The sequence below is a fragment of the Rhizobium sp. LARHSG275 genome (genome assembly GCF_052871115.1).
Genome location: NZ_JBIXJN010000021.1, coordinates 87324 through 99292 on the forward strand (window position 1 = coordinate 87324; position 11969 = coordinate 99292).

10 protein-coding genes are annotated in these 11969 nt (G+C 56.1%); 4 read left to right on the forward strand and 6 right to left on the reverse strand.

The window, feature by feature from the left end; all coding sequences use genetic code 11:
- Positions 1–88 precede the first annotated feature (88 nt).
- Entirely contained in the window at positions 89–841 is a 753-nt protein-coding gene (locus tag ACIPSK_RS25785) for a Crp/Fnr family transcriptional regulator (RefSeq protein WP_170257917.1), read from the reverse strand.
- A 451-nt stretch (positions 842–1292) separates the two neighbouring features.
- On the opposite strand from ACIPSK_RS25785, the gene ACIPSK_RS25790 reads away from it, so the two are divergent.
- Positions 1293–1949: a sugar transferase gene (locus tag ACIPSK_RS25790; protein WP_162117899.1), complete on the forward strand. Its 657-nt coding sequence runs from the start codon at positions 1293–1295 to the stop codon at positions 1947–1949.
- 67 nt (positions 1950–2016) lie between these two features.
- Here ACIPSK_RS25790 and ACIPSK_RS25795 read toward each other — a convergent pair whose 3' ends face one another.
- A complete protein-coding gene (locus ACIPSK_RS25795; protein ID WP_162117898.1) occupies positions 2017–2313 on the reverse strand; it encodes a hypothetical protein in 297 nt (98 codons plus the stop codon).
- Positions 2314–2901: 588 nt separating this feature from the next.
- Positions 2902–4011, reverse strand: coding sequence for an acyltransferase family protein (locus tag ACIPSK_RS25800; RefSeq protein ID WP_032985372.1), 1110 nt, complete (start codon positions 4009–4011; stop codon positions 2902–2904).
- A 253-nt stretch (positions 4012–4264) separates the two neighbouring features.
- On the opposite strand from ACIPSK_RS25800, the gene ACIPSK_RS25805 reads away from it, so the two are divergent.
- Entirely contained in the window at positions 4265–6583 is a 2319-nt protein-coding gene (locus ACIPSK_RS25805) for a membrane-bound PQQ-dependent dehydrogenase, glucose/quinate/shikimate family (RefSeq protein ID WP_162117897.1), read from the forward strand.
- A 311-nt stretch (positions 6584–6894) separates the two neighbouring features.
- On the opposite strand, the gene ACIPSK_RS25810 is transcribed toward ACIPSK_RS25805, so the two are convergent.
- From ACIPSK_RS25810 to ACIPSK_RS25820, 3 genes are all read right to left on the reverse strand, one after another.
- Positions 6895–7677, reverse strand: a complete 783-nt coding sequence (locus ACIPSK_RS25810) for a FadR/GntR family transcriptional regulator (RefSeq protein WP_162117896.1) — start codon at positions 7675–7677, stop codon at positions 6895–6897.
- 193 nt (positions 7678–7870) lie between these two features.
- Positions 7871–8857 carry a substrate-binding domain-containing protein gene (locus tag ACIPSK_RS25815; RefSeq protein ID WP_162117895.1) on the reverse strand — a complete coding sequence of 329 codons (987 nt, stop codon included), beginning with the start codon at positions 8855–8857 and terminating at the stop codon, positions 7871–7873.
- A 48-nt stretch (positions 8858–8905) separates the two neighbouring features.
- On the reverse strand, positions 8906–9886 hold the full coding sequence (locus ACIPSK_RS25820; protein ID WP_170257915.1) for an NAD-dependent epimerase/dehydratase family protein: 981 nt from the start codon (positions 9884–9886) through the stop codon (positions 8906–8908).
- Between the two features lie 259 nt (positions 9887–10145).
- On the opposite strand from ACIPSK_RS25820, the gene ACIPSK_RS25825 reads away from it, so the two are divergent.
- Together ACIPSK_RS25825 and ACIPSK_RS25830 are read left to right on the forward strand one after the other, a co-directional pair.
- On the forward strand, positions 10146–10886 hold the full coding sequence (locus ACIPSK_RS25825; protein WP_017965924.1) for an ATP-binding cassette domain-containing protein: 741 nt from the start codon (positions 10146–10148) through the stop codon (positions 10884–10886).
- Positions 10887–10926: 40 nt separating this feature from the next.
- Positions 10927–11925 carry an ABC transporter permease gene (locus ACIPSK_RS25830; protein ID WP_017965925.1) on the forward strand — a complete coding sequence of 333 codons (999 nt, stop codon included), beginning with the start codon at positions 10927–10929 and terminating at the stop codon, positions 11923–11925.
- The last annotated feature ends 44 nt before the right edge of the window (positions 11926–11969 follow it).

The following is an 11969-nucleotide window of genomic DNA, read 5'->3' on the forward strand; positions in this document are numbered from 1 at the left end:
TATCAACTCCCCATCAAACACAAAGCCCGCCGGCGGCGGGTTCTGTTGAGGCTTCTGCCGTTCCGTTTTATTTTATCGAGGCGCCGCCTCAAACGAGAGACGTCACACCCTCGGCATAAGCCTCAAGCGCCTTGCGATTGAGAATGCGGATTTTGCCCTGTGTCCCATCGACCACTTTGTTCTCGCGCAAACGCCGCAGGCATTGGTTGACCTTCTCACGCGACGCCGGCAGCGTTGCGGCTAGGTCATTTTGGGAGATGATCAGCTCATCGCCACTATTCTCCGCATCCATTCTGTACAGGGCGGAAAGACGCAGCAGCGTCCGGGCCACTCTCTGCCTTAGACTCGATCCGGCATTGGCAATGATCCGCAGTTCGAGTTCGGAAACACGCGCCAGCGCCTTTGACAGGATCTTCACCTGAAATTGCGGATCGTTCGCACACAAGTCCCGCAGTAATCGACCGTCGAAGTAATGGAGTTCGCAGTCCGAGGAGGCCCGATATTCCAGGTTGAGAGACTGCTTGCGCAGCACTTCCAATTCGCCGATCAAGCCACCTTTAGGAATGATTTCGACGATGAACTCTCGTCCATCGGCAAGCGGGGTGCTTGCACTCACCATTCCGCGCTGCACACGGGCGAACATGTCGATGAGGACACCGGCGCTGGCAATAAGCTCACCGCGACGAAACTTGCGAACACTCGAGCGGCAAAACGGGAACTCGTGATCCAAACCCCCCCGATCGCCGTAAACAATACCTGCAGTCCCGAAAGTAATCGCTTCGCCTATTCGCGCCGCGTTTCCTCTAGTTCTGTCGTCTCTGATGCTAATCACCCCATCCATAAGTGCAACTCCACGCAGACTAATTGGCTTACTAGCTCGAGAGACATTCGTAATAAGTTGAATTAGAAAGTCAAACAGTAATAAAATAAAAATATCGTGTTGAAACTATACATAATAATGACGGATCCTCACATTTATATATCATAAAATTCATGTTGAATTCTGTCTTAAGCAACGCTTTGAAGCTGTACGACAATTTTTATACGATTTATGACAATTGCCAATCCGCAGAATATGTTAACAATTATAATAATAATGTCATTTATTAAAATAAAGATAAATAATATTTTTGCTACATCGCCAAAAGCGAAGGTAATATTTAATATATTCACGGGAATTTCTTCAGAGAATAAAGAATTTATTCACGATTATGACCTCGGTCACAGACATAGAACTTGCAATAAAACAAGCTTTGGCTGTGATTTCTGGGGTTTGTCTAACGGAGACGCGGATGGCGGGAAAAAATCAGGGCATAAACCCGATCAAACCTTGGCGGGATTTCGCCAGGGCGCGACGGGAAAGGCGTCCATTCAATTCGTTACAATCCCATACGATCAGCAGAATTCTGAAGCGCGCGTTGGACCTCATCATTGCAGCAGGGCTCTTAGTCCTTCTGTCGCCGCTCCTTGTATCGGTAGCAGCCATCACAACGCTAAGTGATTGGGGGCCAATTTTCGATTCCCATCGCCGGATCGGTTATAAGGGAAAAGAGTTTGGTTGCCTCAAGTTTCGTACGATAACAGTCGATGCAACGGCCAACGCGCCTGTCACAGTCGTCGGCGATATTTTGAAACGATCGAGCCTCGACAAGCTTCCGCAATTGATCAACGTGTTGCTGGGTCAAATGAGCCTCGTCGGGCCCCGCCCCATTACCAAAGAAGAGCTGTCACATTACGGTGAACATGCTTACGCCTACATGGCCGTCCGTCCCGGCCTGACTGGCCATTGGCAGACCAGCGGGCGCAACGACGTCAGCTACCGGAATAGGATTTCCCTCGACGTCGAGTATTTGTCCAAATGGACGCTGGCGTTGGATTTCGTGATCGTGGCAAAGACGCTCTCCGCCCTGCTTTCCCGGCACGCCTTACTGCCCAGGGTGGATTCCTGAAGCGCGTCGCAATCTTTCAGCTTCGCGCCCAGCTTAGCCGACCATCCGGCCGGCCTCGGTCATGTCATTACCCATGAGGGCGTTTGCCTGTGACATGGGAGCGCTCAGTGATGGCGTTCTTTTTCCGGCGCTTTTGAATATGCCACAAGGAGAAGGCAAACAGGCCCACCAGATAGCATATCTCCATCAATACAAGCACTTCGAAACAAGAAACGACCGCCTCCGTCAAGGAGGTACCTTTCAGCAGGATCACGCCGCCCAAGGCCATGACGACTAGAAATGCAAATATTGCAAAGGCCGAGGCGCGGATGGTGGCTCCGGCAGCGATGGAGACGGCAACCACGACGAGCGTGCTCTTCAGCATTATTCTGATCCTCTCTTCACACCTCCTTCAAGCCACCGCCAGCCCACGACGACATGACAAAACCCAAAGTCGAAACGAAGTTCGATCAAAGTATTTTATCTATCACGGTTAAAATATTGCTAACATCCGCCCAGCAAGTCGTTGAACCCCATCGGATAATACTCGACTATTCATCCAGAAGGCCTGTTCTACCCGTTAAACCCAAGAAATCCTTGGATATTGCAGTCAGAAAGATTTTAGGCATCGAAGGCTTATACAGCAGCCGGCAATGCAACTCCGGCCTCCTCTCGCCGAACTGAACGTTCACGTGTTTTTCCTGAAAAGATGAATTTGGCAATAGGCTTACGCTCGAGCGTATGTGCGCTGGCAACGATCGGGCTTACGCTCGTCCGGCAAGCGCGACGGCCTCAGTGTTGCGCAACAGCCTACGCAAGACTCGGCTCCTGCGATGGACCCGGATTGTTCATCTGAGGTGATCGGGCGCGCAACAACGAAAACAGAGCCCGCCGCCATGGCGAGCTCTGCTGATGTCCTTGCCGGTTGAACACCTGCGATGGAATTGCCGGCATCGAGGCCGTATCGGCAAGCCTATTTCGAGACAGCGCCGGCCAATTGCCGTTTTGCGACGCGTTGGAGACTGAGGTTTTCCAGCCAGGTGACTTGTTTCCTCAATTTCAACGCCGGCTTTTCGATGAACCTCCACGAGAAGGCGGCAAAGCAAGCGGCAATGATGCTGCAGACAATGCCGTTCAGCCACCAGTTATGCGCCCAAGGTCCGAGCGCTACGAACGCCTGTTGGATCGGATAGCCATAGAGGAAGACGCCGTAGGAGTAATCAGCTCCACGCAGGACGCCGAGCTTGCGGGGCGAGGTGAGGCCAAGGAAGACCGTGACATATCCCATGGCCGGAATGGCAACAAAGTCCCCAAAGGAGGTGAACCAATAGGCCCATAGGATGAACGCCACCGAGGCGAGGAAAATGCGGATATCCCAAAGAACCTTGTCCTTGTAGAGATAGAAGGTCACCCCCACAAGAAAAGCACAAATGAGCAGATTGCCCGACGCAGTCGTCGGCATATTCGCCCAATCACTTTCATGTTTCCAATATCTTGCGATACCGAAGCTTATGATCAAGGCCGGCGTTGCGATAAGGGCAATCACCCGCCGCCTGACGACGCCGAGCAAGAAGAGGACGGCAATCACCCCATAGCACTCAAGCTCGAAGGGCACAGTCCAGAGCTGCCCGTTCACCATCGCGGCATCAGGATTATCCAGGAATACCCCGGGAAGATTGAAGTGAATGTGCCCTGTGACATTCATCAGATATGTAAAGAACTGAGGATCGGTGAAATAGTCACGCAGGTCATACTCTGTATAGATCGCACCGAGTATAAAGGCAGCCAACAATACCTCTACCGCAAGAGCAGGGTAGATCCGGATAAATCGGTTACCGAGAAAGGAAATCAATGTCTTCGATCGTTCGAGACTGCCAGCCACCAGGAACCCGCTCAGGACAAAGAACATGGGCAGCACAGACTTGATAACAGGGCGGAAGGATGACTCCCAGAGAAAGAGGTCATCGCCGTACGTGACGCGGGCCGTATGTATCCAAAGCACTGAAAAGGCTAACAGTAATCGCATATAATCGAATCCTGTCGGTCGCCCGTTCGCTTGATCAAGCTTTTCGCCGAGAAACATCTGTGCCCCTTTCAGAAGTATTGACTCGATTTGGAATGGCAAGCCGTTGCCGCAGAGCGGCGCCGGCATCATTGCCGGGTCGGGGCCGCGTGTCAGTGACCACAGGTACATCAGTTAAAAATTGAACGAGAGAGCAGCCCTCTCCCGAAGACGCGTCTCTGACCATCAACCCATGGCCCTGTGCTCCCGAGGTGCCCTGCGATGGTCGGAGTTGGTATCCAGGTGATCGGGCAGCGGATTGGATGAGGAGACTATGAAATTTCTGGCCACCCTGTTTTGTCTTGTTCTCGCCTCTATCGGATTGGGGCTGATCGCAGGCGGCGCCTGGCTGCTGCTCCTCGGCGGTTCGCCCTATTACGCGATCACCGGACTTGCCTATCTGGTTGGCGCATTTCTGCTGTGGCGCCGGAAGATATCAGGCAGCCTCATCGTCCTGCTTGTCGCCATTCTCACCCTTCCCTGGGCGTTATGGGAGTCGGGTCTTAATTTTTGGGCGCTTTTTGCCCGCTTGATGTCCCCCATCGCGCTGGCAAGCTTTGCGCTTCTCTTTGCTCCGTCGCTTTCCCTGACCGCCAACCGGAAGCTCTTATATGGCGGTGCCTCGGTTACGGCGATCCTGTTCGTCGCGGGTTTCGGCCTGAGCTTTGTGCCGCACGGCATTATCCGCCCCTCCGCCGACATCACCGCCTACAAGACCGCCAAGGGCGACAACGCTCCCTCCGATTGGACATCCTATGGCCGCACCACCGCAGGAGATCGTTATTCGCCATTCGATCAGATCAACCGCGGCAATGTGTCCAAGCTCGATCTTGCCTGGACATATCGCACCGGAAAAAGCGATGGCGCCGATCAGAACACCCCGCTGCAGATCGGCGATACGGTCTACACCTGCACGCCGACAGACGTGATCGCAGCGCTCGATGCAGATACCGGCAAACCCCGCTGGACCTTTGACCCCAAGGCGATGGCGCCTTACTGGCAACGCTGCCGCGGCCTCGGTTACTACAAGATGCCAAAGGCGACCCAGTCAGCCGATGGTCTCTGTAACGAGCGTTTGGTGCAGACGACGATCGATGCCCGTCTCCTGGAAATCGATAGCAAGACCGGCACCCTCTGCAAGGACTTCGGAGACAATGGCACCGTCCAGCTTTCCCAGGGCATGGGCGAAGTCAAGTCAGGCTATTATTTCCAGACATCGGCGCCGCTGATTGCCCGCAATCTGATCGTCGTCGGGGGTTGGGTCACGGACAACCAGGAGGTCGGCGAACCCTCCGGCGTTATCCGCGCGTTCAACGTGGTCACCGGCGAGCTCGAATGGGCATGGGATCTCGGCAACCCCGAGATCACCAAGCTCCCGCCGGACGGCCAGACCTATACGCGGGCCACGCCCAACATGTGGACGATGGCCGCTTTCGACGACAAGCTTGGCCTCATCTATGCACCGCTCGGCAATACCACGCCGGATTATTACGGCGTCAATCGCCCTGGTTTCGCCGATCAATACAACGCGACATTGGTGGCGCTCGATGTAACGACGGGTCGGGAGAAATGGAAATTCCAGACCGTGCATCACGATATCTGGGACTATGATCTGCCGGCCCAACCCCTCCTGATCGATCTGCCCGACGGCAATGGCGCCACCGTGCCCGCTCTGCTGCAGACCACCAAACGCGGGCAGCTTTTTCTCCTCGACCGTCAAACCGGCACACCGCTTGCCGAAGTTCAGGAGAAACCGGTGCCGCAGCAAGGCGGCGCGCCGGAAGAGAAACTGTCCCCGACGCAGCCCTACTCCGTCGGCATGCCGACAATCGGTGCGGAGCGCGTGACCGAGCAGACCGCCTGGGGCCTGACGATGTTCGATCAGCTGGCATGCCGCATCGCATTCCGCAAGATGCGCTACGACGGCGATTTCACCCCGATCGGCACGCAGTATGCGATCCAGCAGCCGGGAAATCTCGGCGGCCTCAATTGGGGAAGCGTATCGGTCGACCTGCCGAACAACAGGGTCTTCATGAACGACATTCGCGTGCCCAGTCTCTTTGCACTCATTCCGCGCGCCGAATACGTCGACTTTGCCCTGACCACAACCGCGCACGGCCCCTCCGCTCCCCAGCGTGGTACGCCTTACGCCATGGCCACCGAGATGTGGACATCGAGGCTTCGCGTTCCCTGCACGCAACCGCCCTTCGGCACCGTCACCGCAGTGGATCTGAAGACGCGCAAGATCGCATGGCAGGTTCCGGCCGGCACAGCCGAAGAACTCGGGCCGTTCAAGATCAAAACCAAGCTGCCCATGCAGATGGGCCTGCCGAGCTACGCCGGCACGTCGGCGACCGCCGGTGGAATCGTCTTCTTCGCTGGCTTCCAGGACTATTATATCCGCGGTTATGATGCCGAGAACGGTACCGAACTCTGGAAATATCCTCTCCCGGTCGGTTCGAGCGCGACGCCTATGACCTATGTCTCGCCGAAAACAGGCAAGCAATATGTCCTGATATCGGTTGGTGGAGCGCCATACTCGAAAGATGTTGGCGACTATGTGCTGGCGTTTTGTCTAAAGAACGGAGATTAACCCCTCAAGTCCAGTGAACCGGCTGCGCTCAGGCTGAATCTCACGCCTGGCGACCAGAGTCGATTGGCTAGGGGGCTCCGGGTCAATCCTGATTTTTCCATAGAACGACGCCGACGCGTCCTTCCATTCGAAACCCCGAGGACTTCAACGGCTGCGTGAAAGGAACCCGTAAGTAATGATTTACTATACCAGATCTTGCTCAATACTGAGGGCAACAGCCGTCGAACCGATATCACGGACTACCCCATGCTATGACGGCATATGCACGCGGGACTGGCAACCGCTTCCTCAACCGGACAGAATGCGAACGTCTATCGTGACCACCGGGCTATGATGTCGTCGGTATTTGCCAGCGCCTTGCGGACTGCGTTGCGCGCCAAGTTCGGCCGCTGCAGTCGAATGCTTTTCTCAATATTTTCGTGAAGTTTCAGCGCATATCGCAAGTTGTCTTCCTCCCGCGTGACATGGGCGAAGAGGTGATTCAGCGCCGATTCGATCAATACGCCGAGCGGTACCAACAGATCATTTCCGGAGGCGCGCAAGATCGCGATGTGAAATCGCGCATCGGATTCTGTTCGCTGCTGGAGCGATGTCGCCTGGTCCATGTCATGCAAGGCCTGACTGATCGCGTTCATCTGCTCCTCAGTTCGTCGCTCCGCAGCAAGCGCAGTCGCTTCCGGCTCGATCATATGCCTGAGTTCTTGCACGGCTCTCAGAAAGGATTCGCGATCGGGAGATGCGGCATACCAGCCCAAGACATCTCGATCCAGCAGGTTCCAACGTTCCCTAGGTTCGACCCAGCTGCCGATTTTCGGGCGGGAAGAAAGCAGGCCCTTGGCCATCAACATCTTGATCGCTTCGCGCACCGCCGAGCGGCTGACGTCAAAGACTTCCGACCATCTTGCCTCATTTGGCAGGATCGTGCCCGGCGGATAGTCCCCGCGCACGATTCGCAGACCGATCTCGCCGGCCAATGACACATGAACGCTCGCCCCAGTCATGCGAGGAGAATTTGGGCGCCTTGTGGTTATCGAGCGGTCAACCGTCACCACCTCGACCGCAGCCGTTGGCCTTCCTGATTTTTTGTCAGGCATTTATTTCTACTGCCTCAGCATTCTTTCGACTGTCTGCACGTATGATCAAAACAATCGTAATAACGAGGAAGTCGCCTGCGATTGACGCCGGCACAAAGCGCGGAATTCAAGGCGCGTCAACCCTGCGGATCTCTCGATCCGTCTCGTGAGGACAGTCGGCGCACCCTTCAACCGGGTGCGCCAAACCGTGAACCTACTTTTGAATGCAGGTGTCGACTGTATCCTTTGTGCACTCATCGAGCCCGGTGAAGACCGGATCTTTAACCGGCTTGCCGGCAATCAGATCCATCATCACCGAAGGTGCTTTGTAGCCCATCTCGAATGGCCGCTGGCCGACGAGCGCAGTCACTAGGCCTTCCTTCGCAATGGCAACCTCGTCGCCGATCGTGTCGGCCGCACCAATGACGAAATCGTTGCTGGCGATCTTCTCGGCCATTGGCTTGAACAGGTCGCGATAGGGTTGCGGTGCGCCGAACAACGGCCAGCCACCCATAATGCCGAACGCGTCCATGCCGGGATTGGCCGCGAGAATATCGGTCATTGCCTGAACACCCTTGGCACCGTCGTCATTGGTGAACACCGGGCAGCCCGCGACCTCAGTCCAGCCACCCTCACCTTTCAGCGCGGGCAATCCTTTCTGACCAGTGAGCGTGTCGCGCATCCCTTGTGCGCGGCGTAGAATATTGTCTGCGCCCGGATTGCCTTCGATCGTGCAGATCTTGCCGCCCTTCGGCTTGGCCTTCTTGATGTACTCGCCGATGCGGGCGCCCATCAGATAGTTGTCGGTGCCAAGATAGGTCTTGCGCAAGGCTGCATCCTCGGCGGCAAGATCGGCATCGAGCGTCATCACCGGAACCGTTGGATTGGCGGTCTTCAGGGTCTGGGCGATGAGCTTTGCATTTGACGGCGAGATTGCGATTGCAGCCGTGTCTGCCTTGCCCAACATATCCTGAACGATCTGCGCTTCGCCGGCTTCATCGGATGTCGATGCCGGACCAGTGTAGAAGCATTCGTATTCGGCCGTGGGGTTCTCCTTGTTCCATTTCTGGCAACCTTGATTGATTGCTTCGAAGAACGGATTGTCGAGGCCTTTGACGACAATGACGAGTTGCTTCTTGGCCAAGGCCTGCCCGGCGGTCAGTGCTAAAACTGCGGCTGTAAGTAGTAATGCCTTCCTCATAGTTTCCTCCCTTGAAACAGACGGACACCGCGTGCCCGCCACACGAAATCAACCCGGATACCAGACGATGCGAGGCTCCTCCTTTGAGCGCTCGTATTGCCATGCCGAGTCGATAAGCATTTCGAGATCGTAGTCTGGCCGCCAATCCAGCAGGTATTTCGCCTTGCTGTTGTCCATCCAATTGGAATGGAAGCGGCTTGGTATGTCGATTGAGCCGAGATTGCGGGTACGCAGGAGGTAGGCGGCGACTTCAGCATAGTCGACCGGTCGATCCATGCAGATATTGAAGAGTTGCCGCTCCGCCCGGGGGTTATCGATCGCTGCCAGTATTGCCGATACAAGGTCATCGACATGCACGAAGTTGCGTTTCAGCGGACGACTGTCAGCATCGAGCAGCAGCGGCACCGTACCCATCGCCGCATAGCGCCGTGCCGCGTCTTCAGGGACGAGCGTCTTCCAGTCCGGACCGCCAAAGACGTCGTCTCCAAAAGACAGCGAATACTTGAAGTCGTCCTTTTCCATGATCCAGGGCGCGCGCAGACAACAGCCATTAAGGCCGTACTGAATGCCAAACTGCTCCAGCATGACCTCTTCCAGGACTTTGGAGAGCGCATAGCTTCCCGGATAGGCACAATGGCGGGTGTTCTCGGTGATCGGGCCGTCGTGGCGATAGTGGAAATGTCCCACACCCGCATCACCACCAATCAGGATGAACTGGCGTGCGGTGACGCTCGTACGGAACTCCTCGAGCAGCCAAAAGAGACCTTTGACCGTGACATCCATGATGTCTTCAGGCGTTTCCTTACATGTGGCGAGATGCACGACATGGGTAACGTCATCCAGCGCCGCTACCACGACATCGCGATCGGCGATCGAGCCTTGGAAGACATCGACACGGTCGGTCGCCTCGTACAAACGATTATGACAAAGCGCACGAATACGGGCTTTGGAAAATCTCGGATCGTCAAGCAGCCCAGCAATGAAGCGCCGCCCGACCTTGCCCGTCGCACCGGTAACAAGGATCAGCATGCTCATTCTCCCCCATGAGTAGCTAATATCCGGGCACCACTCTCGTCAAATGATATTTGTCTGACAAAACAGATTTTTGCGACAATAGGGGCAACGGCCGGGACAATGAGTTGACGCTGTCGCAGGGTTTTGCGTAAATGCTCCCATTCGCTTTTCCTGGGAGGACTTTGGAGAAGCGGACACGCTTGAGCCTTGCGTCGGAGACAGGCAGGGTTCGGAGCGATGGATGGCCCGCAGGTTTTGGGAGGCGAGGAGGCTGGTGGCGGTTCTTGAACTCAGCAATATTTCCAAACATTTCGGCGCCATCCAGGCAGTCAATGATGTTTCGTTTTCACTCGAAGCGGGGCAAGTGGTCGGCCTCATGGGCGATAACGGCGCTGGCAAGTCCACACTGGTGAAGATGATTGCCGGCAACTTTCGGCCGAGCCATGGAACCATGCGGCTGGACGGCGCCGATCTCGTGCTTCATCGGCCGAAGGAAGCACGCCAGCATGGCATTGAGATCGTTCACCAGGATTTGGCGCTCTGCAACAATCTGACGGCGGCAGCGAACGTGTTCCTCGGACGAGAACTGCGCCGCGGCCTTTGGCCTCTTCGCATCCTCGACCACAAGAGCATGTACAAGCGCGCCGGCGAGATATTTCGCGAACTCAAATCCGAGACGCGGGCGCGCGACCTCGTCAAGCAAATGTCAGGTGGCCAGCGGCAAGCGGTAGCGATCGGCCGCACGATGCTGTCTGAAGCGAAAATCGTATTGATGGACGAGCCGACAGCAGCCATTTCCGTGCGCCAGGTGGCTGAGGTTCTGAATCTGATCCGCCAGTTGCGGGACCGGGGCATTGTCGTTGTCCTGATCAGCCACCGCATGCCCGACGTCTTTTCGGTCGCCGACCGCGTGATCGTGATGCGGCGAGGCAGAAAAGTAGCCGATAAGCAGATTGCGGCAAGTTCGCCGGAGGAAGTGACGGGACTGATCACCGGCGCCATCGAACAGGTGTGATCGATGCTATCCGTTGCAACGAGAAGGAAGAAGGTCGACGATGGCGATTACACTTGACCAAACGATCGGACAGAAGCAACGGAGCTGGCTTGCGACGATCATGAGCGGCCAGACATTCTGGGTGCTGATTGCCGTCATTCTCGCCTGCATTTTTCTGTCGATGGCAACGGACTCCTTTGCGACGGCGAAGAACATCTACAACATCACCCGCAACGTCACCTTCGTCGCCATTATCGCGCTGGGCATGACCCTGGTCATCATCACCGGCGGCATCGATTTGTCCGTTGGCTCCGTGCTTTGCCTGTGCAGCATGGTGCTGGCGGTCGTCATGCATGCGGGATACAGCATTGAAGTCGGCATCGCCGCCTCAATCGGTACGGCTCTGTTGGTCGGAGCTTTCAACGGCGTCTTGATTGCCTATCTCGGTTTCCCCCCTTTCGTCGTCACGCTCGGCATGTTGTCGATTGCGCGCAGCCTTGCGATGGTTGCATCCAACAACACTGTGGTTTTTGAGTTCGGGCCAGATCACGACAAGCTCCTGGCGCTGGGTGGCGGCGCCTGGGTTTTCGGCATCGCCAATCCAGTGCTTTATATGATCGTGCTGGCACTCATTACCGGTTTCGTGCTGCGCTGGACCAAGTTCGGTCGCTATGTCTTTGCCATCGGCGGCAATGAGCATGCCGCGACACTGACAGGTGTTCCCGTGCCGAGGATCAAGGTCATCGTCTATATGATTTCTGCCCTTTCGGCGGGGGTTGCCGGCATCATTCAAACCGGCTGGCTCGGCGCCGTCACCACAAACATCGGCGCCGGAATGGAGCTTCAGGTCATTGCCGCCGCGGTTATCGGCGGCGCCAACCTGGCTGGCGGCGTCGGCACTGCTTTTGGAGCCTTGGTCGGCGCCGCACTCATCGAGGTCATTCGTAACAGTCTTGGCCTGCTCGGCATCAACGCATTCTGGCAAGGATGCTTTATCGGTGGGGCAATCGTGCTCGCCGTCCTTTTCGACCGACTTCGCAACTTGCGACAGGGCGAGTAGGCGAATCCGGTCCTTGATAGACTTTTGCGGTTCGCGCCCGCCAA

Bases quoted from the DNA above. Each gene is read 5' to 3' on its own strand.
- ACIPSK_RS25785 (WP_170257917.1), bottom strand. From the start codon at position 841: ATGGATGGGGTGATTAGCATCAGAGACGACAGAACTAGAGGAAACGCG.
- ACIPSK_RS25790 (WP_162117899.1), top strand. From the start codon at position 1,293: ATGGCGGGAAAAAATCAGGGCATAAACCCGATCAAACCTTGGCGGGAT.
- ACIPSK_RS25795 (WP_162117898.1), bottom strand. From the start codon at position 2,313: ATGCTGAAGAGCACGCTCGTCGTGGTTGCCGTCTCCATCGCTGCCGGA.
- ACIPSK_RS25800 (WP_032985372.1), bottom strand. From the start codon at position 4,011: ATGTTTCTCGGCGAAAAGCTTGATCAAGCGAACGGGCGACCGACAGGA.
- ACIPSK_RS25805 (WP_162117897.1), top strand. From the start codon at position 4,265: ATGAAATTTCTGGCCACCCTGTTTTGTCTTGTTCTCGCCTCTATCGGA.
- ACIPSK_RS25810 (WP_162117896.1), bottom strand. From the start codon at position 7,677: ATGCCTGACAAAAAATCAGGAAGGCCAACGGCTGCGGTCGAGGTGGTG.
- ACIPSK_RS25815 (WP_162117895.1), bottom strand. From the start codon at position 8,857: ATGAGGAAGGCATTACTACTTACAGCCGCAGTTTTAGCACTGACCGCC.
- ACIPSK_RS25820 (WP_170257915.1), bottom strand. From the start codon at position 9,886: ATGCTGATCCTTGTTACCGGTGCGACGGGCAAGGTCGGGCGGCGCTTC.
- ACIPSK_RS25830 (WP_017965925.1), top strand. From the start codon at position 10,927: ATGGCGATTACACTTGACCAAACGATCGGACAGAAGCAACGGAGCTGG.